20 protein-coding genes are annotated in these 23,879 nt (G+C 69.7%); 12 read left to right on the top strand and 8 right to left on the bottom strand.

The genetic code is table 11. The features are described from left to right. Window positions 1-3: 3 nt before the first annotated feature. Window positions 4-1,140: a restriction endonuclease subunit S gene (locus LL946_RS07980; protein ID WP_404386501.1), complete on the bottom strand. Its 1,137-nt coding sequence runs from the start codon at window positions 1,138-1,140 to the stop codon at window positions 4-6. Further along, window positions 1,137-2,657, bottom strand: coding sequence for an N-6 DNA methylase (locus LL946_RS07975; protein WP_404386500.1), 1,521 nt, complete (start codon window positions 2,655-2,657; stop codon window positions 1,137-1,139). The genes LL946_RS07980 and LL946_RS07975 overlap by 4 nt, the downstream gene beginning before the upstream one ends. Before the next feature lie 82 nt (window positions 2,658-2,739). On the opposite strand from LL946_RS07975, the gene LL946_RS07970 reads away from it, so the two are divergent. The 6 genes from LL946_RS07970 to LL946_RS07945 all read left to right on the top strand — a co-directional run bounded on the left by LL946_RS07970 (window position 2,740) and on the right by LL946_RS07945 (window position 9,389). Further along, entirely contained in the window at window positions 2,740-3,849 is a 1,110-nt protein-coding gene (locus tag LL946_RS07970; protein WP_404386499.1) for an EcsC family protein, read from the top strand. Between the two features lie 166 nt (window positions 3,850-4,015). Next, a complete protein-coding gene (locus tag LL946_RS07965) occupies window positions 4,016-4,981 on the top strand; it encodes an SDR family oxidoreductase (RefSeq protein WP_404386498.1) in 966 nt (321 codons plus the stop codon). Beyond that, the gene (locus LL946_RS07960) at window positions 4,978-5,718 is read left to right on the top strand and encodes a hemerythrin domain-containing protein (protein WP_404386497.1); all 741 of its coding nucleotides are present in this window, start codon (window positions 4,978-4,980) and stop codon (window positions 5,716-5,718) included. Before LL946_RS07965 ends, LL946_RS07960 begins: the two co-directional genes overlap by 4 nt. Window positions 5,719-5,776: 58 nt before the next feature. After that, window positions 5,777-6,226: a cupin domain-containing protein gene (locus LL946_RS07955; RefSeq protein ID WP_404386496.1), complete on the top strand. Its 450-nt coding sequence runs from the start codon at window positions 5,777-5,779 to the stop codon at window positions 6,224-6,226. A gap of 150 nt (window positions 6,227-6,376) precedes the next feature. Next, window positions 6,377-6,865, top strand: a complete 489-nt coding sequence (locus LL946_RS07950) for a hypothetical protein (RefSeq protein ID WP_404386495.1) — start codon at window positions 6,377-6,379, stop codon at window positions 6,863-6,865. A 4-nt stretch (window positions 6,866-6,869) separates the two neighbouring features. Next, complete coding sequence (locus LL946_RS07945) at window positions 6,870-9,389, top strand: AAA family ATPase (protein ID WP_404386494.1); 2,520 nt, start codon at window positions 6,870-6,872, stop codon at window positions 9,387-9,389. Here LL946_RS07945 and LL946_RS07940 read toward each other — a convergent pair. Then, on the bottom strand, window positions 9,286-9,648 hold the full coding sequence (locus LL946_RS07940; protein ID WP_404386493.1) for an antibiotic biosynthesis monooxygenase family protein: 363 nt from the start codon (window positions 9,646-9,648) through the stop codon (window positions 9,286-9,288). The two genes, LL946_RS07945 and LL946_RS07940, sit on opposite strands and share 104 nt — an antisense overlap. A gap of 67 nt (window positions 9,649-9,715) precedes the next feature. Between LL946_RS07940 and LL946_RS07935 the strand changes: the two genes are divergently transcribed. Beyond that, entirely contained in the window at window positions 9,716-10,399 is a 684-nt protein-coding gene (locus LL946_RS07935; protein WP_404386492.1) for a GNAT family N-acetyltransferase, read from the top strand. A gap of 85 nt (window positions 10,400-10,484) precedes the next feature. Here the strand turns inward: LL946_RS07935 and LL946_RS07930 are convergent, their stop codons facing one another. Then, window positions 10,485-13,946, bottom strand: coding sequence for an ATP-binding protein (locus LL946_RS07930; RefSeq protein ID WP_404386491.1), 3,462 nt, complete (start codon window positions 13,944-13,946; stop codon window positions 10,485-10,487). 94 nt (window positions 13,947-14,040) lie between these two features. On the opposite strand from LL946_RS07930, the gene LL946_RS07925 reads away from it, so the two are divergent. Beyond that, window positions 14,041-14,511 (top strand): hypothetical protein, encoded by a 471-nt coding sequence (locus tag LL946_RS07925; RefSeq protein WP_404386490.1) that lies wholly within the window; start codon window positions 14,041-14,043, stop codon window positions 14,509-14,511. 6 nt (window positions 14,512-14,517) lie between these two features. Here the strand turns inward: LL946_RS07925 and LL946_RS07920 are convergent, their stop codons facing one another. Then, window positions 14,518-15,441 (bottom strand): hypothetical protein, encoded by a 924-nt coding sequence (locus LL946_RS07920; protein WP_404386489.1) that lies wholly within the window; start codon window positions 15,439-15,441, stop codon window positions 14,518-14,520. Between the two features lie 227 nt (window positions 15,442-15,668). Between LL946_RS07920 and LL946_RS07915 the strand changes: the two genes are divergently transcribed. Continuing rightward, window positions 15,669-15,902 carry a PLD nuclease N-terminal domain-containing protein gene (locus LL946_RS07915; protein WP_404386488.1) on the top strand — a complete coding sequence of 78 codons (234 nt, stop codon included), beginning with the start codon at window positions 15,669-15,671 and terminating at the stop codon, window positions 15,900-15,902. A gap of 165 nt (window positions 15,903-16,067) precedes the next feature. After that, the gene (locus tag LL946_RS07910; protein WP_404386487.1) at window positions 16,068-17,450 is read left to right on the top strand and encodes an alkaline phosphatase PhoX; all 1,383 of its coding nucleotides are present in this window, start codon (window positions 16,068-16,070) and stop codon (window positions 17,448-17,450) included. Between the two features lie 76 nt (window positions 17,451-17,526). Here LL946_RS07910 and LL946_RS07905 read toward each other — a convergent pair whose 3' ends face one another. Next, window positions 17,527-17,994: a hypothetical protein gene (locus tag LL946_RS07905; protein WP_404386486.1), complete on the bottom strand. Its 468-nt coding sequence runs from the start codon at window positions 17,992-17,994 to the stop codon at window positions 17,527-17,529. A 172-nt stretch (window positions 17,995-18,166) separates the two neighbouring features. Between LL946_RS07905 and LL946_RS07900 the strand changes: the two genes are divergently transcribed. Beyond that, on the top strand, window positions 18,167-18,901 hold the full coding sequence (locus LL946_RS07900) for a response regulator transcription factor (protein ID WP_404386485.1): 735 nt from the start codon (window positions 18,167-18,169) through the stop codon (window positions 18,899-18,901). Next, complete coding sequence (locus LL946_RS07895; protein ID WP_404386484.1) at window positions 18,898-19,920, top strand: sensor histidine kinase; 1,023 nt, start codon at window positions 18,898-18,900, stop codon at window positions 19,918-19,920. The genes LL946_RS07900 and LL946_RS07895 overlap by 4 nt, the downstream gene beginning before the upstream one ends. Before the next feature lie 92 nt (window positions 19,921-20,012). Here the strand turns inward: LL946_RS07895 and LL946_RS07890 are convergent, their stop codons facing one another. After that, window positions 20,013-20,306: a DUF1905 domain-containing protein gene (locus tag LL946_RS07890; protein WP_404386483.1), complete on the bottom strand. Its 294-nt coding sequence runs from the start codon at window positions 20,304-20,306 to the stop codon at window positions 20,013-20,015. Window positions 20,307-20,522: 216 nt separating this feature from the next. Continuing rightward, complete coding sequence (locus tag LL946_RS07885) at window positions 20,523-23,759, bottom strand: P-loop NTPase fold protein (RefSeq protein WP_404386482.1); 3,237 nt, start codon at window positions 23,757-23,759, stop codon at window positions 20,523-20,525. Between the last annotated feature and the right edge of the window lie 120 nt (window positions 23,760-23,879).

Raw genomic sequence — 23,879 nt, 5'->3', positions numbered from 1 at the left:
GGTTCACAGCCTGCCCGAGAACGCGCGTGCCTGCAGTGAATCGAGCTGCTCAACCAAATTGGCGTGGCTCAATTCCATCTGGTCCCGGCGGGCCTCGAGGGCTGCCAACCCTTCGAGTAGCCGATCTTGCTGCTGCAAGCCAACGTTGGGGACGGGAAGGTTTTCCAAGATCTGAGTATTCAGGTTGAGCATTGTCACTCCCCTGGCACGCGCTTCAAGCGACCGAACCGTTGAACTGTGCGAAAGAACTCTTTGCAGGAATACCGCGCGCGCCGAGCTAGTCTTGGGCCTCACAATCAAGGAACCGGTACCGCATAGGAACCCATCCTCCTGCTCGCCCACCACCGCGCATCTTCCCATTTCTCCACGCCGGCCCATCACGACATCGCCTCGTCGCAGCTGATATCGACGAAGCGTGGACATCTTCTCCTGCGAGACCAAATAGTTGTCGTTCGGAACGATGCGACCATCCACGATATGCATCGGATTTACTAGTGGAACACCGTCCGGGACATAGTCGTCGCGATGCAGCAAGGATCCGAATGGTCCAATCCGTATCTCGGCCAACTGGCTTAGTGGGACCTCTCGCGCGGCCGCTTCCGAGGCGAGTAGCCGTCCAATGACGGCATCCCCGACCAACTGCAGCCCTTTCAAGGATTGTCGACGGACCTTGATCAGGCCGGCGGCGCGGTCGAGGATGGCGGCGATGCGCCGCTGCTCCTCGATCGGGGGCAGTGGCACCTCGATCCCTTTGAGCACCCGCGCCGACAGATGCTTCACCGTGGCGAAGGGCGTTGCGTCTTCAACCCGCTTGAGCGCTGACGGCAGGAAATGGAACAGATAGCGTCGATGCACGCGACGCTCGGTCTTTCCAATGCGACACACACGTTGGTTGAGCAGAGCCGTCCCTCCCCGCCAAGAAGCGAGATTGAACTGTCCATCCATCCCGATCAGGAGATCGCCTGTTTCCACGAGGTACCGATCTGCAAACTCGCCCTCGTAGTAGGTGCTGGACCGACCAGGGACAACGTCACGGATGCGCACGAGTGGCAGCCCGCGACCGTCGGAGTTGAACCTCTTCGAGTCGAAGGCGAAGCCATATTCCAAGTTAGCGATGTCGCCGAGCAGAGCCGTGCTCATGACAACATCGACTTGAGATCGGCGAGGCCTCGCTGGATTTCGGTTTCGAGTTTCTCAAGGTCGGCGATGATATCGCGCGGGTGGCGGTGATCGACCTCCTCGTGAACGATCTCCTTATACCGGTTGAGTGACAAGTCGTACCCGGTCGCAACGATGTCAGCCTTGGACACCATGAACGACTGTTCGGTCCGGGCCCGGTCTCGCTCCTCATCGGATTCCTGAGTCCCCCAACGATTAAGGACATCGGGCAAGTTGTTCCTGAGGTGAACGCCATCGGAGAGGGGAGCGGACGGCATACAACCGAGTTGTTCTTCGGGAAGCAAAGGTGCTCGCTTGTCGTCAAGGCTCCATCCGTCCGCTTGGACGTCGTAGAACCACACATCGTCAGTACCGCCCGAGTCGGTGCGAGTGAAGAAGAGGATGGCAGTCGAGACTCCCGCATACGGACGAAAGACACCGGAGGGGAGTTTCACCACCGCATCGAGTTTCTGATTCTCGACAAGCCGCTTGCGCAACGTCTCGTGCGCAGTGCTCGACCCAAAGAGGACGCCATCCGGGACGATGACCGCGGCGCGACCACCGGGCTTGAGTAGGCGAAGGAAAAGGGCAAGGAACAGGAGTTCGGTCTTCTTCGTCTTGACATCTATGAGCAGTGCTTTGCTCGCCGACTCGTAGTCGAGGCTGCCGGCGAAGGGCGGGTTGGCGAGGATGAGGGAGTACTTGCCCTCATCGCCTGCCGCGCCTTCGGAGAGGGAGTCGCGGTAGCGGATGTCCGGGGCCTCGATGCCGTGGAGCAGCATGTTCATGCTGCCGATGCGCAGCATGGCGTTGTCGAAGTCGTAGCCGTGGAACATCGAGTGGTTGTAGTGATGGCGCTGCGCGGCGTCGGTCATGACGCTCGGGTGTGTCTCGCGCAGGTGCTCGGATGCGGCGACGAGGAAGCCGGCGGTGCCGCATGCCGGGTCGCAGATCTCGTCGTCGGGCTTCGGCGCCATCATGGCGACCATGAGCTGGATGATGTGGCGTGGGGTGCGGAACTGGCCGTTCTGACCGGCGGTGGCGATCTTGCTGAGCATGTACTCGTACAGATCCCCGTTGGTGTCGCGGTCGTGCATCGGGACGTCGTCGAGCATGTCGACGACTCGGCTGAGCAGTGCCGCCGTGGGAATCGTGAAGCGGGCGTCCCGCATGTGGTCGGAGTACGTCGAACCCTCGCCGCCCAACTGGCGGAGGAAGGGGAAGACCTCATCGCCGACGACCTTGAACATCACGGCCGGGTCGTTGTTCTTGAATCGCGACCAGCGCAGGTGTTCCTGACCGGGGAGGAAGGTCGGGTCGGTGACCGGCTGCTTCGTCGTGCGCGCCCGGTTCTCCTTGAGGGTCTGCAGGTCGTCCAGGCGACGGATGAAGAGCAGGTAGGTGATCTGCTCGATGACCTCGATCGGGTTGCTGATGCCGCCCGACCAGAAGGCGTCCCAGACTCGGTCGATCTTGCTCTTGAGGTCTCCTGTGATCACGTTGGGCAGGCTACCCACTCAGTGAGTGGCCCGTCGGGAGTGGCAGAGATGGCTGTAACCGTCAACGTTCTACTGTGACGCCATGAGTGAGCCTTCTGAGTACGAGCTCGACGCGTGGGCCGAGCTCCAACGCTTCCGCGGCCGCCCTTCGACGCGGATCGTCACCGAGCTGGGTCAGAGGGCCGCATCAGGGCTCAACGCCTTGGGGGAACGAACCTCTACCGCCTTGGAAAAGCATCCGAGGGCTCAAGAGGCCGTGTCCAGGGGACAGCAGGCCGCATCCAAGGGCGGTCGCGCTCTGGGGCAAGGTGCAAAGGCCTTTGGGGAGGTCCTACCCGACTGGACGGGAACCACCCTGCATGCAGCGCGTCGAAGCGGCGCAAAGGTGGCGCGTGCTGGCCTGTCACCCAAGCGTGTGGTCTCCAAGCACAGGAAGCATGGCCATTCAGTGCGGCGCCTCTCTGACGTGCGCAGTTTGGATCTTGAGCAGGTCGACGCAGTCCGCGGACGCGCGGCGAGCTGGTACTACCCAGCGAGTGCTGCCCTGTCCGGAGTCGGGTCTGCGATCGTCATCACAGGCGGGCAGGTCGCCACCGCTGCATCCGCAGGCGCTGCTGCGGCACCATCGGCGGGTGCTGTCATGGGTGCCATGGCCGGAGACGCGGCTTGGATGCTGGGCATCGGTTCGCGGTCAGTCGGGCACATCGCCCTGCACTATGGCTTCGACCCGGAGGAGCCCTCCGAGAAACTCTTCATTCTTTCGATCGTCAACGCAGGAACGGCCCTAACGTCGGGCGCCAAGACGGCCGCTATGCGGGACCTCTCCCAACTCACCCAGTCACTGGTGCGAGGCAAGACTTGGGCCGTGCTCAACGAGTCCGTCGTGGCTCGGGTGGCCAATGCGTTCGCCAAGAAGTTCACCACTCGGCTCACGAAACAAGGTCTGGGCAAATTGGTCCCGGCAGTCGGCGTCGTCATCGCTGGAAGCCTCAACTGGGCCACCGCCGAGTCCATCGTGGATGCAGCCAACTTCGCTTACCGGCGCCGGTTCCTACTGGAGAAGTATCCGCAGCTCCTCGAGGCCGAGCCGACAGACCTGATTGACCTGGACGGTGCGGAGGCAGATGAGTCGGACGAGGTGATCAGCGTTGTCGACGAGCTGAAAGAGGCTGGGGGTCCGGACTTGCGTTGATGTGCGGCTCGGTGCGGGCGCCCCCTGACTAATCGTCGTGAATGCACGTAGCCAACCTCTCGTGAGCAGCCCGGCCTTCGTTGGCCTGAAGCCTCACTCAAGGGCGACTCAAGACCGTCAGGCCAACCTCGTGGACAGCAACACACCCGTCCACGAAAGGCACACGATGTCCAGCCCCACCATCCTCGTCCTCGGGTCGACCGGCCTCATGGGCCGTGAGGTCGTCCGCGGTCTCAACGAGCGCGGCGTCACGCCGCGAGTACTCGTCCGCGACCCGTCCCGCCTTCGCCCCACTGACCAGGTCGACCTCCGCATCGGCGATCTCCGCGACCCCGCCTCCCTCCGCGAAGCCATGCGAGGCGTCGACGCCGTCTTCCACATCTCCCCGCACGAGGCCGACGAGGTCGAGCTCACCCGCACGGTCCTCGACGCCGTCGAGCACGAAGGCGCCCGCCTCGTCTTCTCCGGCATCCACATCGACGCCTCGAACCCGCTCGCCCGGTGGGCGATGCGCACGGTCTACGGCCGGCTGATGCCGCGCTACCGCGGCAAGATCTCGATCGGCCACCTGGTCGAGACCTCCGACACCCGCCCGGTCGTCCTCGGCGTCGGCAACTTCATGCAGTGCGACGAGGTCCTCCTCGACGTCATCCGCGCCGGCCAGTTCGTCCTCCCGACCCACCCCAAGGGCCTCAACCGCGTTGACCTGCGCGACCTCGGCGACATCGTTGCCAACGTCCTGCTCGACCCGACGATCCCCGCCGGTGCCTACCCCGTCTGTGGCCCGCGCTCTCTCACCGGCGAGGAGTGCGCCGCCACCTGGTCCGACGCGCTCGGCGTCCCCGTCACCTACGCGGGCGAGGACGACGAGGCGATCGATGCCGCCCTCACCGCCCACCTCACCGGCTACCGCCTCGAGGACTGGAAGTCGTCGTTCAAGGCTCTGCGCGGCTTCGCCATCAAGACCAAGAAGTCCGAGGTCGACGCCACGACGCGGCTGCTCGGCCGCCCGCCGACCGACTTCACCGAGTTCGTCCTGCGCATCGTCCACGAGCGCGGACTCGCGCCGCAGCCCCAGAGCGCCACGGGAGCCGACGGCATACCGGCTCCTCTTGACGCGGCACTCCGGTGAGCCGGGTCAGCGAGGTCGGCCAGGTCAACCTGCCCGGCCAGACCCATGTCGCAGACGGGCCGCACGACCACACCGGGATGTACGTCATGCACCACGCGTTCCGGCGCGACCTCGCCCGCTTCGAGGCGGCCGTCGCGATGACGCCGCTCGGCGAGGTCGACACTTGGGTGGCGATCAGCCGGCGCTGGGACCGATTCACCCACGTCCTGCACGAGCACCACCACGCCGAGGACGAGCACTACTGGCCTGTCCTCCACTCCGCCGTCAACGCCCACGGCACTCCCGAGGACCGCGCCGAGGTCGCGGCGATGAGCGACGAGCACGCGCAGATCGACCCCGCGCTGGCTGCGCTCACCACCGCCTACCGCGCCATGGCCGAGCACCCCTGCGAGGACCACCGGCACGCCCTCGAGATCCGGCTGGCCGGGCTGCGCGAGGTCCTCGGCGCCCACCTCCAGCACGAGGAGACCGTGGTCCTGCCGCTCATCCAGCGGGTCATGAGCGCCGACGAGTTCGCGGCGGTGGAGCGGGCCATCGAGCGGAGCTACCGGGTGCGCGACTCGGCCTTCCTCATCGGCTGGGTCGCCGACGGACTCCCCGCCGACGTCCTCGAGCGCATCCTCACCCAGGGCGGTCCGCCCTTCCGGCTCCTGTATGCCGTGGTGCGCCGTTCGCACGCCCGGCGCGAGCAGCGTGCCTTCCGCTACGGCGGGCTGCTCACCGCCGTCCAAGGCTAAACGGTGGCGACGGCGCCGGGGCTAGGCTCGATCCAGCCGACCGAGAGGACCTCCCGCCATGAGCCCGACCGACAACGGACCGCAGCCCAACGCCTTCGACATCGAGGCGGCGACGAAGGACAACACGGCATACCGCTCGGTCGCGTGGACGGGCAAGTACCTCCAGGTGACGCTCATGTCGATCCCCGCGGGCGCGGCGATCGGGCTGGAGGTCCACCCCGAGACCGACCAGTTCCTTCGCCTCGACGCGGGACAGGGCGTATGCCGTATGGGCCCCTCCGAGGCCGACCTCACCGACACCGAGGTCGGCGACGGCTGGTCCATCCAGGTGCCCGCCGGCACGTGGCACGACGTCGTCAACACCGGTGACGAGCCGCTCAAGCTCTATGCGATCTACGCGCCCTCACACCACGCCCCGGGCAAGGTCCACCAGACCGCCGAGGACGCCGAGAGGGACGAGGAGGCCGGCACTGACGAGCCGCCGGAGTGGACCGTCCAGCCGGGCTGATCACCCGAAGCCAGCGTCGAGAGCCAAGGCTCGAACGCTCGGGTCCCGACCGTCGTCGTGCGGCGCTTGGGAAGAGACACAGGTCCCTTGCCAACCCGGAGAAGTGGGTCGACACTGCGAAGACGTGCAGGTCGACTCGGGGAGGTCCACGTGGATCCGGTCAGCATCATTGTCGCGGCCGTCGTCGCGGGAGCGGGGAGCGCGCTCAGCGACGCCGTGAAGGACGAGGTCAAGGCGGCATACTCCGCTCTGCGCAAGGCATTGCTCGCGAGGTTCTCGGATCGGCGCAGCGTCACCCAGGGCGTCGAACGGCTCGAGGAGCACCCGGACAACGTCGACCGGCGGGACGCCCTCACGTTCGCGCTGTCCGACGAGGGCGCCGGCGAAGACAAGGAGCTCGTGGCGATGGCCCAGTCGGTGGTCGACGCCACCGGAAGCACAGCCGAGAACATCATGCGTCTGGCGCGAGACGCGCGGGTGAGCGACTCACCCCAGCGCGCGACGGCGAGCGGCGACTCCACAGCGACGAACCGCATGGAGGTCGGCGAGGGCGCCACGGTCACCGGCAGCGGTCAGAGCGCAGACGCGGGCGGCTCCGGGTTTCGTCCCGGCTCCGGCTCCGGCGCCCCACACTCCTGACGTCATGGAGCCCAGGCGCGACGACGACGCCTACTTCGTCGGCCGCGAGCACCTGCTGCGCAGGGTCGTTCGCGACCTTGAACCCGACCGAGCCATGCGAGCCGACGAGGTCACCGGTGCGACGGGGATGGGCAAGAGCACACTGCTACGCCGCATCCGGGACTCCGCACACGAGTCTGCCTACTCCACCGTGCTCCTGGACCTCACCTTCTATGAGCCCGGCTACGCCGGACGATCCCACTCCAGGATGACCCACACCGACGCGCTGAAGAACTTCGACGCCCTCAAGAGCGTGGCGCGCACCCTCGTTCAGCACCTGCGCCCCGACCTCGTCGACCGCATCGAGGAGGCCGCGCGGCTGGCCCGGGTGCCCGTCCTCGAGCTGCAGACGCCCTCCCAGATCAGCGTCTCCAACGTCATGAACGTGGGGCCCCACGCCAGCGTCAGCGACTCGGGCCAGTCCTCAGCCTCTGCGGGCGACGACTCCGCAGCCGCCTACGACCAGCTGCGCGTGCAACGCATCATCAGTGCCGGGATCGACCTGAGTGACGCGCTGATCGAGTGCCTCAACGAGATCTCCCGGACTCGCCCGATCATGCTGCTCGTCGACAACGTCGACCGCGTCATCGACACCGAGCTGGGGAGCTGGCTGCTCCGCGTCGTGCAGCAGCTCGAGCGCACCGTCGTCGTGCTCACCCACGAGCCGGGACGCGAGACCCAGCTGCCCGAGGGCATCGGTGAGCGAGTCCGGATCCCACCGCTGACGGTGGAAGAGGTGGCGCTCTACCTCGAGCGGCGACAGGTGGCCGACAACGGCCCGGAACTCGCTGCCCTCGTCCACCGCTCCAGCGGCGGCGTCCCGATCGGCGTCGCTCTCGTCGCCGACCTGCTGGCCGACAGGAGCACCGGGCTCTCGGCCGACCACCTGCGCGGTCGCCTCGACATGTCCTCCTCCGACCCCCACGACCGGATCGCCGGCGTCGTCTCGGGGATGGTCGAGCGCCTGGAGGGTGACGTCGTGGGGGATGCGCTCCGGGCGGTGAGCGTCACCGACGACTGTGATGCCGAGCTGCTGGCCGACCTCCTCCGGGAGATGGGCCACGAGGACTTCCGGCTGCGCGAGGTGATGAAGGACCTGGAGACGTTCAGCTTCACCGAGGAGTTCAGGGACGAGAACGGCTACCACGTGAGGGTGCACCCGTTCATCGCCAAGGGTCTTGTGGAGTCGCTCGCCCGCCACGACGAGGCGGACCTCCTGACGAGGCTGCACCGCATCGCAGCCACCTACTACTTTGCGAGGCTCAAGAGTCGCTCCGACTACGGCGAGATGTTCACCTACGAGCAGCCGGCCACCCAGTCCCTGCTCCGCAAGTGGCTACGACAGCTCGTGAACACCAAGGACGAGTCGTCCTACCTCGAGGTGGCCTCGATCTACTTCGACGCCTTCTGGTGGTGGGGGAACTACGTCCACTTCGACTTCTGCGACGTGCTCGTGGAGGACCTGGCCGACCTCGCCACCACGGTGCCGGACAACGCTCGAATGGCGGAGTTCGCCGACGCCCTGCGACGCTTCGGCCACCACTACCCCTACCGCGCCAAGCACCGGCGTCAGTTCGACGACCGTCATCAGTCAGCGGACTGGGAGCAGGTGCGGGGAGCGCTCTACGACATCCTCGACCACTGCGGGCTCCTCGCCCGCCGCACCTCCCGCCGCGCGGGTGCCGCCGCCGCAGCCCCGGCAGTGGCAGCGGCCGCCAAGGGACTGGACACGACCCGGCAGGTGACCGGGCTGATAGACGTCTTCATGGCGCACAGCCACCGCTACGAGGGAACGATCGACCTGGCCCTCGAGCACTACGAGTCGGCCGCGGCGACGCTGGAGGGCATGCGGGGCAACTGGGACTTCGCCTGGGTCGTCTTCGAGCACGCCGACACTCTCTTCGAGGCGGGGAGGGTGGCGGAAGCCCTCCGGGGTGCGGAGCGGGCGGCCGCGATCCACGCACAGATCGAGGACGACGTGGACGACGAGCTGGTCGCCAACCTGCATCGGCTGCGAGGAGACTGCCTGTGGTCGACGGGCGATCACGAAGCGGCCTTGCGCGAGTGCGCCTCTGCGGTCCTGCACGCCTACCTGTTCCACCACGCGGGTGAGTCGCCCGACGACTACACGATGCAGTTCTACTTCGAGATCCGCGGTCGAGCGCTCGAACGTCTGCTCGCGCTGCGGGACAGCGGTGACCGTGCGGCACTCGTCCGCGGCATCGAGGCAGTGGTCGGCTCGATGCCCACGTCACGGTGGCCACGCCCGGACCCCGAGGGGCTCGCCGACGAGATGGCCTCGCTGAGTGTGCCCGATCTGGCCGACCGGTTGTTCGCCCGCGGGCCCAAGGTCGAGGAGCTGGGTCAGACGACCTCGGCGTTCATGTCAGAGATCCGTCCACGGGTCCCTCAGCTTCTCCGAATGCTGGCCGACGACCTCCCTCTCGGTCCCACGAGTAGTGACGACTCACCGTCGCCACCGTGATGTCGTAGGCCTCGAAGAACTCCTCCCGCCCTCGCTCCTGCGTGCGGACGTGCTCCTCGAGCCGGCGCCAGTGCGCCAGGGACTCAGCCGACTCGAAGACGGCGACGGCCATCTCGGTCCCGTCCTCCGCGGCATACCCGTCGATGCTGACGAAACCCGGCACCTCCGAGACGATCCCCACCATCTCCTCGAACGTCCGCTCGTACTCGGCCTCGTCGATGTCGGCGCGCGTCCTGATCTTGAAGAGCACGATCTCCATGCACCGATGGTGCTCCTCCACCGCACCGATGTCGACAAGCACCGCTCACGAGCAGACCATGGAGTGCATGGAGACCGTGCCTATGACCGAGGTGCCACGCACGGCGCTGCGCCGCTACTACGACGAGCTGATGCAGCCCGCCTTCGCGCCCGCCGAGCTCATGACGTGGGACGAGCTCGACGAGGCCTTGGCGTCGCGCGGCACGGAGGGCCTTCTCCTCCTCGACGACGGGGAGCCCGTGGCCGGCCTCGTGACCGAGGACTATCTCGACGCCTCGCTGCTCCTGCTGGCCTACGTCGTCGTGTCGTCAGGACATCGCGGACAGGGTCTGGGGTCGCGGCTGATCCGTCGAGCGGTCGGCCACGAACCCCGCCTGGTGCTCGCCGAGATCGAGGACCCTCGCTTCCACGAGGCGCACGAGCACGGAGGCGACCCATCGGCGCGGGTGAGGTTCTACGACCGGCTCGGCAGCCACCTGCTCGCGATCCCCTATACCCAGCCGTCTCTGCGTCCGGGCTCGCCGCGGGTGGATGACCTGCTGCTCATCACGATCCCGTCGGCCGCCCCGCCGGCCGAGGTGGACGGGGGCCTGCTCCGGGCCTTCCTCGACGAGTACTACGGCGCGTGTGAGGGGGAGGACGTCGTTGTCGGCGACCCGTCGTATCGCGCCCTCCGCGGCTCGGTCCCGGACCGGTTGCCCTTGTCGCGGCTCGACGAGCTCGACCTGGCGCGGCCGGGTCCGTCCGCCTGACCTGTCGTGCGCCGACGTGCCTTTGCGTCACGTCGTGCAGCACAGGCACCCCCTCAGCCGGGTATGCCGTCCGCTCGCCCGCAGCCTAGAAGCCGAGCCTGCGTCGGTGCTCCGCAAACCGCTCGAGGTATGCCGTGAACCCCCACTCGCGAGCCAGCGCCTCTCCGCGGTCGGCGGCCTCGCGGGCCGCAGCCGTGTCCCCGGAGCCAGCGAGCGCGATCGCCAGAAAGCAGTCGACCGGTCCCTCGAGGTTAGCGATCCCGGCGACCGCCATCCGGCCGGAGAGGGCGCCCAGGCGGGCGGCCACCTGGCGTGACTGCTCGACGTCACCGGCGACCGCTGCCCCCACCGCCAGCGTGGCCAGGTCCGTCGACTCGCTCCAGTCCTCCGCCGGCATCAGGGCACCGCGCAGCAGCGGCCCGATCCGCTCACCCTCACCGGCGACCGCAAGCAGGTGGAGGACCGGGGTGCGGGTCATGTCGTCGACCACCTCGGGGTCGACGGCGAGCATCTGCTCGGCGAGCGCCCGTGCGGCGACGGGATCCCTCCCCGCCAGGATGTAGGCGATGCCGAACTCGATGTACTCGGTCGCCGGGATCGACATCTTGACGCCCGTCAACGCGCGCAGCTCATCGGCGATGGCGACCTCGTCGCCGTCGCCACGCAGGACGGTGAGGCCCAGCTCGACGAAGCGGAGCGCGAACTCAACGAAGGACAGGCGTCGCCGACGGGCGATGGCCAAGGCCGCGGCGCTGGCGCTCTCCCAGACCTCACGGTCGCCGGCTTCGAGCGCGGCTCCTGCCATCCCGGTGAGGGCAACGGCCTTCGCGGCGGCGTCGCCGCTGGCTCTCGCAGCCTCGACCTCCTCCGCCGCCAGCGCCCGCCGCCGGTCGAGCAGGTCGCAGCGCCACACGGCGATGTATGCCGCCCGCGCGGACCACGCGAGCAGCGCCGGGTCGCCCAGCCGCCGCGCGAGGGCCATGCCCTCGTCGACGAGCGCCTCGACCTCGGCGTCCGAGCCGGGCTGGTAGTAGAGCTGGGCTGCCAGCGCGAGCATGAGGGTGCAGCGCTCGACGGAGTCGCCCGGGCCCAGCCGGGCCAGCGTGGCCCGCAGGTCCTCGACGAGCTCGTGGTCGACGACGCCGAGCTCCATGGGGGTCCAGACCGAGTAGCGCGTCAGGGCAGCGACCGCGCCCGCCACCCGCACCGGGTCCTCGAGCGAGCGGGCCAGGGCGACGGCCGACGTCACGGCGGCGACACCCTCGCGCCAGATGCCGGCGCGGGCCGCGACCTCGTTGAACCGCAGGAGCAGGTCGTAGCGCTCGGGCGTCGTGCCGGACGGGTCGACCGCGTGCGCGTCGAGCGCCGCTTGATACAGGTCGGCGGCCTCGACGTTGGCGAAGTCGTCCGCGGCGATGGCCCCGGCGGCGGCAGCCGCGGGCCAGGCGTTCGCGGCATACAGAGGTCCGGCCGCGATCCAGTGGCGGGCCAGGTCGAAAGCGCGCTCGGCTCCGCCGGCCGGCGCGGGTGGCGTCGACTCGAGGCTGCGGGCGATACGCGCGTGAGTCCGGGCGACCCGGTTCTGCGTGGTCATGGCGAGCACGGCGTCACGGGTCAGGGCATGGTCGAAGGTGAGCAGCCCCTGCTGGCCGTGGATGACACCGGCCTCCTGCGCGGGCTCGAGCCGGTCGAGCAGCTCGTCCGGATCGAGGTCCGCGACGCGCGCGAGCACGAGCGGCGGGTGCTGACGCCCCAACGCCGCGGCGAGGAGCAGGACGTCCCGCGTGGCCTCCGGCAGGTCCGCGATGCGGTGCCGCACCACCGACTGGACGCTCTCCGGGACCTCGCCGTCGACCCGACCCGAGTGCTCCGCGAGGCGAGCCAGCTCGACGAGGAAGAAGGGGTTGCCGTCGGTGCGGGCCCGCCAGTCCTCCACGACCCCGGCATCGGTGTGCTCACCGAGGATCGAGTCGACGAGGTCATGTGCCTCCTCGGCGCCGAGACCCTCGATCTCGAGCGTCACCACGCCGTGACGGGCGAGCGTCGCATCGAGCTCAGCCAGTCCGGGGCTGCCGGTCGCGATGGGGCGTCGGGTCGCGACGAGGGCGATCCGGTCACCGGGGACGAGGCTGGCGACGACGTGCGCGAGGCAGCGCAGGGTCGAGGTGTCCGCCCAGTGCAGGTCGTCGAGCACCACGAGCAAGGGACAGTCCTGAGCCGCCTCGCGCAGGGATCGGGCGATGGCGTCATGGGTCGCGAACGCGCGCTCGGCGACGGCGACGTTGGCCCCGCGAGAGCCCCGGGCGCCGTCATCCGACGGGGAGTCGGCCGGGAGGTCGCCCGAGAGGGCCGCGGTGAGCTCCGGCGGCGCAGGGAGCCTGAGACCCGTGAGGACCTGCCGCCACGGCCAGAGGGGTGGGGCTCCTTCGTCGGCGGAACAGGTGCCGACCGCAGCGCCCATGCCACGGCTGGTCGCCTCTCCCACGGCCCATTCGACGAGGCGGGACTTGCCGGCGCCGGCCTCGCCGATGATCCGCAAGGTGCTTGGCCGTCCCGCTGCCACCCCCTCGAGCAGGTGGCCGATGACCTCGCGCTCGCGCGAGCGCCCGACGAGGGGCCTGTCGGCTGGATCGAGGGGTGACGACGTCGGTGGCATGGGGGCGGGGGTGGTGGTCGCCGGCCGGGTCGATGTCGTGGGGGACGACTCCGGGGCGAGCCACCCGCCGAGGACGGCCGGATCCTGCTGCAGGAGAGCGGTCTCGAGGTCTCGGACCTCTGGGCTTGGAGTGAGCCCGAGTTCGTCGTCGAGGAGCCGACGCAGCCGTCGGATCGCGTCGAGCGCCTCCGCCTGCCGGCCCGCGCGGGCGAGCGCCAGGGCGTGCAGGGACCAGCCCCGCTCGCGCATGGGGTCGCGAACGGTCGACTGCTCGGTCAGCGCGAGGACCGTGGCGTGCTCGCCGAGGGCGAGCAGCCCGAGCGCCAGGTCGTCGCTGGCCGTGGTGCGCAGTCCGGTGAGGGCAGTGCGCTCGGCGAGGACGTCGGGGTGGTCGCCGAGGTCGGTGTAGGGAGTGCCGCGCCAGGTCCGCAGCACCTGCTCGAGTCCCTCGACCTGCTCCTCGACCTCGGCGCGGGTGGGCCAGCTGTTATCCGGTCCGGTCGTGAGCTGTGAGGCGAGGGGGTCGAGGACCCGGTGGCGTGAGCGCACCTCGTCGACGAACGCCGTCGCGTCGACTGCCTCCCGGGGGAGCGCCAGTCGGTAGCCCTCGTCCGAGGTGAGCAGGATCGTCGGCCGCGCGCGCGGCTGCAGCCCGGGTTCGAGCAGACGGCGCAGGCTCGAGACGTACGAGTGCAGCGTGCCGAACGCTCCGGGCGGAGCGTCGTCACCCCACATGAGCTCGACGAGCCGGTCCGCGGAGACGACCGACCCGAGGTCGAGCGCCAGGGCGGCAAGGAGCGCTCGGCGCTTGCGCGCCGCGATGTCGACGGGCCCGTCCGGCCCCTCGAGCGCGGTCGCCCCGAGGACGCTGACCTGCACCTGCTCCGGCACGCCGCCACGCTACTGAGGTTGCCGATGCGGGGTGGCCGCTTTGGCGTCAGCCGCACTCAAGCCGGGCTCAAGCGCCCACCGGGACTCTGGCTGCATGACCAGCACACGCACAGCCCCCATCGTCGAGCGACCCGAGACCCCGGGCGGACTCAGAACCTCGGACCGCGCCCTTGCCCCTGACCGCCGAGCCCTCGTCGCCACCGTCGTTCTGGCCGCCGTGTCCGTCGGCGGCGCGGTCGTCTCCGTCACGGGAGGATTGGCCGAGACCCTGTTCGACGCCATGGGACCCACCGGCCGGCTGTCGATCCCGGTCCCGATGATGCTCGCCCAGCTCGTCGCCGCCTGGGTGGCATCCGGACGTCGCCGCCGGCCGGCCCTCGTCGCGAGCGCGCTGCTCGCGCTCGTCGAACCGGTCTGCATCGTTTCGGGATTCTTCGACGGCGGCTACTCCGACCCGGCACGGACAGGTGCGCACACGGCATACCAAGTGCTGCTCGTCAGCATGCTCGCCGTCGTGGGAATCCTCGCTGCGCGACGGTTCAATCGCGTGCTGCGAGATGCCTGATGGGGTTCAGTCGGCTGCGGACCAGGCAGAGGTGACGGCGCGCCGGCGCTCGAACCATCGCTCGAGCTCGGCGAGCGCCTCGGGATCAAGCGTCGTTGCGGGGTCCTCGACGAGGTCCTGCTGGATGCGCTCCCGGGCCACGGCGTACATCGGTCCGCCCATGGCGTACTCCAGGTTCCCGGCATACCAGGGCTTGAAGCGCCGCGCGCCCCAGCGCTGGAGGGTCCCTGCGATGAACCCCGGCCTGCCCCGGCGACTCCAGAAGCCGACCGCCGTGCTCACGACCCACGCAAGCGCGAGCGCCGCCGCCATGACGCCGAGGGTGGCGGCGACCTCGTCGCTCGCGAAGTTGTCGAGGACGCTGCGCAGGTCGCCGTAGATCTTGCGGACGACTGGATCCTGGAGGTTGAGCTGCGTGAGGAAGGCCGTCGCATTCTGTGCCTCGTCCGCGAGATCCCCGATCGAGTCGAGTGAGGGCCTGCCAGCCCACGCTGCTTTGACGTGCTCAATGGCCTTCGGGCCGTTCCCGAGGACGTTGTTCGGGCGGACGCCCAGCAGGGCATCCTTGGCCGCGGTGACTTCGTCGAACGTCGCGCTGATGCGCTGAGCGGTCTCGGAGCTCCGTTGCACTGCAGCGTCGAGCTCCTCGGGGTCGGGTGCATGGTCGCGGGCGTAGTCGAGGGTGGCCTGGACCTGCTCGCGGTGCTCGACGACGTACTTCGCCTGTCCGAGGCGCTCGGTGAGGTTGGGGACGGCGTGGACCGCGTCGTAGGCCTTGCCGCCCACCGTCTCTGAGCTGCTCAGGACCACGCTGAGGGCCGCCGCCGCTCCGTAGGCCTTGAGGACGAACGCGACCACCGCGCCGACCAGCCTGCGGCCAAGCTCGGACGGCCGGCGGTACAGGGGGAGGGGTTTGGGCGCGGTCGTCATGGTGAAGTTCTCCAGCGGTTGCCGATCAGGGCCGGGCACGGGGCGAGCCCAGTACACACCGAGTCGGCAACGACAGCGGTCACCACACTCGGGTGCAGTCGGCTCCGTCTCTCCACGTCGTCACGTACCGCCACGCACCGTCTCCTCGGGACCTCCGGCCCTGCCGCGCCCGCACCAGCTCGGGTGGGCTGGACCCGGACGAACCCGACCGACAGGAGCGACCCGTCATGCCCAAGAAGTCCTGGTCCCAACTCACCCCGACCCAGCGCCGTCTCGTCGTGCTCGGCGGCGCGCTACAGCTGACGCTGCAGGGAGCCGCGCTGCGTGACCTGCGCCGCCGCGCGCCCGAGGAGGTCAAGGGCCCGAAGTGGGCCTGGGTCGGCGCGACCTTCGTCAACACGATCGGCCCGTTCGCCTACTTCCTCTTCGGGCGACGCCGCGGGCTGCCCGCCTTCGACTGAGCGCCCGCGAACCGGGTGGGCCCGCTGCCGGAGCGGGGCCGGCACGTCAGGGATGGCCCCCGGCCACCTCCTCGCCGCCCGATGGCCATGCGGACGTTGTCCGGCGCGGCGAACGACCCGGTTGGCTGACGGTGCACGCTCCCTGACAGCTCCGAGAGGTTCTCCATGACCGACGTTCGCCCCACCGACTCCCGCGGCATCGACCGCCGCACCGCCCTCACGGGTGGTCTCGCTGCCCTGGCCGCCCTCGGCCCGCTCCAGGCCCTCGGTGCCCGCACCGCCGGCGCAGCGCCGATGGCGCGCGCACCCTTCAGCCCCGACTACGGCCCGCTCTTCCCGGTCAAGGACCAGACGACCGGACTGGAGCTGCTGCGGCTCCCGCGCGGCTTCGAGTACCTCTCGTACGGCTGGACCGGTGACGCCATGGACGACGGCAACCCGACCCCCAGCGCCCACGACGGCATGGGCGCCTTCATCCGCCCCGACGGCACCACGGCGATCGTGCGCAACCACGAGCGCGGCGGCTACACGGGCGCCATCGCCGGCACGCCGGCATACAACCCGTCCGCCCGCGGCGGCACGACCACCCTCGTCTTCGACGGAGACGCCGGCCAGTTCCTCTCGACCAAGCCGAGCCTCGGCGGCACCATCCGCAACTGCGCCGGCGGCACCACGCCGTGGGGCACGTGGCTCAGCTGCGAGGAGACGACCGAGATCGCTCCGGACGGCACCCGCCACGGCTACGTGTTCGAGGTCCCGGCCGAAGGGCAGGGCACCGGTGAGGCGCTCACCCAGATGGGTCGCTTCAGCCACGAGGCCGTCTGCGTCGACCCGAGCACCGACATCGTCTACCTCACCGAGGACGCGACGCCGTCCGGTCTCTACCGCTACCTGCCCAGGGTGCGGCGTGACCTCGCCGCCGGTGGCGAGCTGCAGATGATGGTCATCGAGAACGGTGGGGTCTCCTACAACACCTACAGCGACCCCACCGGCACCGAGTACCGCACCTCGTGGGTCACGATCGACAACCCCGACTACGCGCCGGGCGAGCTGCGCCCGGCGCTCCAAGGTCAGGCCAAGGGTGCCGCGGTCTTCAAGCGCCTCGAGGGCATCTGGTGGGGCAACGACCGCGCCTACGTCGTCTCGACGAGTGGTGGCCCGAAGGGCCAGGGCCAGGTCTTCGAGTACGACCCGGCCACCGAGACGATGAAGGTGCTCTTCGCCTCCCCGGACGCGTCGGTCCTCAACAACCCCGACAACATCTGCGTCTCCCCGCGCGGCGGCATCGTCCTCTGCGAGGACGGCAGCAGCGGCGAGTACCTCCACGGCCTGACCCAGGACGGAGAGATCTTCCCGTTCGCACTCAACCAGGTCGTCATCCCGCAGGGCGGCGTCCCCGGCAAGAGCGTGGCGCCGGGCGACTACACCGGTTCGGAGTGGTGCGGCTCGGTCTTCGACCCCAAGGCCGGCAACTGGCTCTTCGCGAATGCCCAGAGCCCCGGCATCACCTTCGCGATCATCGGCCCCTGGCGCACCGGCTCCCTCTGAGCCTGCGTGAACCTGCTCGTCCGCGGCCATCGACCGGCCGCGGACGAGCAGGGCTCGCGTTCATCCGGTCCGGAGGTCAGCGCTGGCCGGCCGGGAGCTTGTTCACGGTGCAGACGAAGTACTTCACGGCGCCCGCGTCGACGGCGTCGCCGGCCATCATGGCGGCCATGAGCTCGGTGTCGGACGTGAGGACGCCGTCCCCGTCGAGGTCGCCGGAGTCCAGCGCTGCCGCGTAGCCGTGGGGCAGGCTCACCGCGTGCACCACCCAGCGGCCACCGTTGTAGTCGCGGTCGCCGGGCGCAGCGGTCGCGATGCTCGGTTGGACGCCGAGGGAGTAGATCGTGTCGAAGCTGTGCGCCGGAGCGCCCGTGCCGGACAGGTCGGTCGGTGTGGCGACGGTGCGGTACCACGTTCCGTCGACGTAGAAGGCGGGGCCGCTGACACCGGCCGATGCGGGCGCCGCGAGAGCCAGGCCGAGCCCGGCGACGGCGAGACCGGCGCCGGTCAGGGTTCCGATGCTGTGACGAATGCGCTTGTGGAACACGGGAATTCACCTCGAAGGAAGGGAGGGTGTCCGGCCTGTTGACCGGCTCCCTTCGAGTCAAGGGCAGAGGCACGCCCGGTGACCATGACGGCCGGCTTACCCCGTGCTTACGAGCTGGTGACGTGCTGCGCAGACCCTCGGTCGGCGTGCAGCGCCCGCCTATCCTGACGAGGTGCCCCTCGTGCTCGTCGTCGACGACGACGCCACTGTCGCCGGAGTGGTGCGCGCCTACCTGGAGCGTGCCGGCTTCGAGACCTCGTATGCCGGTGACGGACCTGCCGCTGTCGCCGCGGCGAGCGCCGTCGTACCCGCTGCGGTCGTGCTGGACCTCATGCTCCCGGGGATGGACGGCATCGAGGTGTGCCGTCAGCTGCGCCAGCGCACGCCCGGGCTGCCGGTGGTGATGCTCACCGCCCGCGGCCAGGAGGAGGACCGCATCCTCGGCCTCGAGGTCGGCGCGGACGACTACGTCACCAAGCCGTTCAGCCCGCGCGAGCTCGTCCTGCGCGTCCAGTCCGTCCTCAGGCGCGCGACGGCGCCCACCGGTCCGGCAACGACGGGCGACGCGACCGCGGCGGTGACTGCGGGGGTCGGCGACGGGCCCGGCATCCTCGTCGATGGGGACCTGCGGCTCGACCAGGTGGCCCACCGGGTGGAGCTCGCCGGCGCAGAGCTCACCCTCACCGCCCGCGAATTCGACCTGCTGGCATGGTTCCTCAAGCACCCGGGGGAGGCGTTCCGGCGGGAGCGCCTCATGACCGAGGTGTGGGGGTGGGACTTCGGCGACCCGTCGACGGTGACGGTGCACGTCCGCCGACTGCGGGAGAAGGTCGAGCGGACACCCTCGATGCCCAGCCGCCTCGTCACCGTGTTCGGGGTCGGCTACCGCTGGGACCCCCAACCATGAGCGGGCTGTCCCTCGACGCGGTCGGGCTCGCCGCCGGAGTCACCTTCGTCCTCGGGATCGTCGGCGCGGCCGTGGTGCTCGCGGCGGCCCGTCGCCGGGTCGTCGTCGCTGCGGCCGGCGCTCCACTGGTCGTCGTGCTCTCCCTCGCGGCGGGTGTGTGGGCCAGCTCGCGGGCGATGTTCCTCGACCCGGGTGACTCCACGACCATGCTGCTCGTGCTCGCCGCTGCCGTGCCCGTGGCGCTCGGGGTGGGCCTGGTGATCGCCGTGCGCGTCCACTCGCTCAACCGCGCTGCGGCCCGCTCGGAGATGGAGCGCCTGCGCGAGCAGGAGGTCGAGGCCCAGCGACGCGAGCTCGTGACGTGGGTGTCCCACGACCTACGGACACCACTGGCCGGCATGCGAGCGATCGCCGAGGCCCTGGAGGACGGGCTGGTAGCCGACCCGACGGCATACCTCCATCGACTCCGAGCCGACATCGACCGCATGGACGCGATGGTCGACGACCTTCTGGCCCTGTCGCGGCTCCAGTCTCCGGAGCTGAGACTCCGACGCGACGCGGTCAGCCTCACCGACCTCGTGTCCGATGCGGTCGCCGCGGCGCAACCACTGGCTGACGAGGCCGGGGTGACCGTCGACGGCGTGACCGAGTCCGTGACCGCCGTCGTCGACGCCCGGGAGGTGGGACGGGCCGTCGGCAACCTCCTCGTCAACGCCATCCGGCACACGCCGCGCGGCGGTCGGGTCGAGGTCGGAGTTCACGGACGCCGAGAGCCGGGTCAACAGAGCCAGCGTGCGGTGGTCACCGTGGCCGACGGCTGCGGTGGTATCCCCGAGGACCAGCTCGCCCGAGTCTTCGAGACGGGGTGGCGCGGGAGCGACGCCCGCACGCCGGACGCCGGGGGAGCAGGGCTGGGGCTGGCCATCGTCCGCGGCGTCGCGGACGCCCACGCAGGGTCCGTCCACGTGGAGAACGCCGGTCCGGGCTGCCGCTTCACCCTTCAGCTCCCTGCCGGCTGAGCGCCAGCACGACGGCCGCCTGCCACCGCGCTCTGACTCGAACTTTGGCCACATCGCCTGCGACACATCTCCGCCCACGTCTGGCGCGACGATCAGCTGTCGAGGACCTCGAGCGCGACGTCGACCGCGTCGCCGACCGCGAGATCCTCGGCCGAGCGCACCGCCTTCTTGACAGGGAGGACGTAGCTGCCCAGCTTCGTGTCCGGGAAGACCGACGTGGACCACGTGGTGCGCCCCACGACCACTTGCACGCGCACCGAGCCGAAGCCCCGTGCCGCGCGGTGGATCTCGGCGATGTCGTCCGCCGCGTCCGTGGGCAGGGTGACGAAGAACCACCCGCCCTGAGCACTCCACTCCCACAGTGGAGCGGTGAATCGGAACTCCATCCCCGGATGCTACGACCGACCCCTGTCACCGCCCCCGGCCCGGATCAGTGCAGTCGCCCGCGGCCGTGGCGGGCGGCCACGAGGTGGCCGGCTCTGGGTTCGACGCCCGTTCACGTGGTCTGCGCCGACGCGCCTTTGCGTCACATCTCGCAGCAAAGGCACCTCCCGCACGGGGTACCTCCGATCGGCCCCTCCTGCCCGGCTCTCGGCGGATCCTCACCCCTCCACGGGGTGGAACGAGTAGCGCGCCACCCGCGGGAGCCATTCCCTAATGAGCACCGGGGTCAGGGTGCTCATCGGCAGCCCGGTGCAGGCGGCGGCGACCCGCTCCCAGCCGGCCCGCGGCAGGGTGGAGGCCTCCGGCTCCGCACCCGTGGGCGGGTTGAGGAACGTCGCGAAGTCAGTCTCGGTCATCGAGGCCACCTCCCGGATCTGGTCATCGGACAGCCCCACCGTCCCGGTCATGAGAGCCAGGAGAAGCAGCACGGGCTCGAACTCCCGTCGCTCCAGGAAGCCGTCGACATCGTCGACGGAGACGCGCAGCAGCTGGTACGTGTTGATGAACCGTTTGACGGCCCGCGGGGTCTCGACGAGCGGGAGGAACTTCTTCATGAGATCCCGCTCGTCGGAGGTGAGGCGCAGAGCAGCGGGGTTGAGGTCCTCCGGCTCGGCCTCCTCGACCGCTTCATCGGGGACCTCGCCCACGCCCGCGGCCTGACCGAGGTCGGGTGTCACCCCGGCCACGTCCGCCTCCCGCAGCGCGTCCGTGAGGTGTCCGTCCTCGCCTCTCTCGCGGCCGGGCCAGGAGACCCCCGGCATGAGGTCCACGCCGTCAGCGCGTGTGCCCCCGTCCGCAGAGCCGCTCCCACCGGCTCCGTCGCCGTCGGCGTCGCTACCGTTGCGCTGCCAGACGTCCACCTCCCCGGCGAGGCTGGTGACGAGCTTGCCGAAGCCCGTCGGCCGCATCGGCTGCACCCAGAACGGGATCTGGATGATCTTTTCAAGGTAGTTCTGAGGTGTCGGTGCCGAGGCGTCGTCCGCGTCGAAGGCCTCGCTGAACTTGCTCAGCAGCGAGCGCATGAGCCAGCGGGAGTCGACCGCTACCACGACGACGAACAGCTCGAACCCGAACAGCAGGTTGACCGCCTCGAGGACACGGACGACCTCCTCCGCCGGGCAGCGGTCGAGGTCATCGATGAAGATGACGATCCGGTCGATCCCGTCGATGCCCTCCGCCCTGCGCGACAGCTCCGCGAGGCGCTCGAGATCGTCGCGGATCATCGGTGCCATGCCGAGCTGTTGGCGGTACTCCGCCGCACTGCTGCGGTCGCTGACGAATCCGTAGAGCCCGGCCAGACCGGACGCCCGGGCGGCGGTCAGCTCCTTCGTGGCGCGGTCGAGCTCGTCGCGCGCGCGCTGGAGCTTCTCCTTGTCGGCGTCGTCCGCCCGGAGCACCTTGACTGCCTGCTCGAGCCCCTGGTTGACCGGCCTGAGCACCTGCACCACCGCACCGACGAGCGACACGGCTGCCGTCGCGAGGGCCGCGAGCTGGCCCAGCGCCGCCGGGACGAGCAGGCAGAGCACCACGAGCGCGAGGCCGGTGACCGCGAGGCCGAAGACGAGTGCCTTGCGCCGATCGGACGCGGTCGCCCACCCCTTGCGCAGCCGTGACCCGGTGGTCATGAGGCGGTCGTACTCCGTCTTGAGGTCGCTCACCTGTTGCTTCGCCACGTCGAGGTCGAGGCCCTCCTTGATCTGCTTCGTGGAGTCCTCGCCCAGGGCGTGCTCCTGGGCGACGACCTTGATGACGCGGTCGGCCGCAGCCGGACGCGAGTCCTCGACGACTGCCTGCGCCGCCTCGAGACGCTGGCGCGCCTGGGCGACACCGATGTCCTTGTCGGCGAGGTCCTGCAGCACCTTCTGGTAGCGCGCGTCGTTGCTCAGCTGCTCCTGGATCTGCTCGAAGACGCGGTTGATGAGCGCGGCCCACAGCGCCGTGCCATGGGCGTACTGCCACGCGTTGAACTCGACGGGCACGACCTCGCGCAGGTAGCCCGTCTCGGCTCCGCTGGTCACCCCCTCGCGGGAGCGGCGGGACAGGTCGGCGATGCGCAGCCGGACCTGCCGCATGAGGAAGCTCTTCCCCGACCCCCACGGCCCGAAGAGGCCCATCGACAGGGGAGGCGTGACGTTCTTCGACGCGATGAGCTTGGCGATCATGTCGACGTCGGCGCGGATGTCGAGGTCGTCGCTGGCCTCGTCGAGCAGCTCGGCCCTGGCCGAGTCGGCGGCATAGGTGGCCCGCACGCCGCCCAAACGCCGAACGCTCGCGGCCGCGAGCGCGGACGCCGCCGTGACCTCGCCCTCGTAGAGCCTCTCGGCCCGCTGCTGCTCCGGCTCCGAGAGCTGCACGCCGAGCCGAACCGCGGTGTCCGACAGGAGACCCAGCCCCCGCGCCTGCTCCTCGAAGTCCGGACGGACGATGCTCACGATCGTCGGGGTGATGTCATCATGTGACCGGAACCAGCCCTCGAGCGCGGGGTGGAGCAGAACCAGTTCTCCGAGGTTGCGCACCCACACCACGTCGGCGCCGTTGACCATGCGCCGCTCGATGTCCTCGTGTCGAGGCTGGCGCTCACCCGTGCGCCCCTCGAGCCACTCGTGGAGCAGGAGCACGCGGTCATTCGCGCGTTCGGCACGAAGCGCCTCGTACACGGTACGGATCGCTCCGCTCGTTGCGGGCGCCACGACGGTGACGACGGGCAGCTGCTCCTGCAGCTGTCGGCGCAGCTCGCGGTCGACGTCACGGGGCACATAGGGTCTCGGCTCGGCCTCCCCCGGGGGCAGCACCACCCCGAACCGGCGTGGGGGAATGTCGCGCATGAGGGTCAGGAAGTCCAGCGCACCGTCAGGTGGTCCGGAGGCCTCGAGCAGGAGGCTGCGGAGGGTCGCCAGCACGGCCTCGGCGCTCGTCCCCAGCCGACGCAGCCGGTCCCCGAGCAGGCCTCCGTTGGCCACGACGTCCTGGAGGACCGCCACCCCCATCGACCACGGGGTGAGCATGAGCCCCATGCCCCGGGTGGGCTCGACGAAGTTCCGCAGAGCTCGCTCCAGGTCCTCCGCCAGCGCGTACGTACCGGTGAGCGGACGCTGCTCCGCCCTGATCCCGAGCAGGTTCTGCAATGCCTCGACCCGAACCGAGTTCTGCTCGAGTGCGGCTCGGACCATGTCGTCGCCTCGCCCGAGCGCCCACAAGAAGGTGCTTCGGTTGACCGCAGCACCATCGGCGCGGCGGTCCTCGAGTCGTTGCGCATGCGCGGCGGCCGCCGCGGCGGCGCATTCGACCACCCGGGGGTCGGCTTGGTGGCCGGCACCCTCGATGATCGCCACGACGGGGTCGAGCGCGACGTCCGTGGACACGTTGCCCGATCCGGGCGGTGGCGGTTCGTTCATGTCGCACCTCCCGCCGCCAGTTCTGCGCCTTCCACTGTCCCGCACCCGGAGACCTCGCGGCAGGCCTTTGGCCGACGACGCAAAGACGCCCGTATGCCGTGGAGCCGGCTGCGCGGCATA

The organism is Knoellia locipacati, from assembly GCF_044791685.1.
Lineage (GTDB): Bacteria > Actinomycetota > Actinomycetes > Actinomycetales > Dermatophilaceae > Knoellia > Knoellia locipacati_A.
Note: the sequence above shows the minus strand (reverse complement) of the source record. Positions and strands in the feature narration are given on the sequence as shown.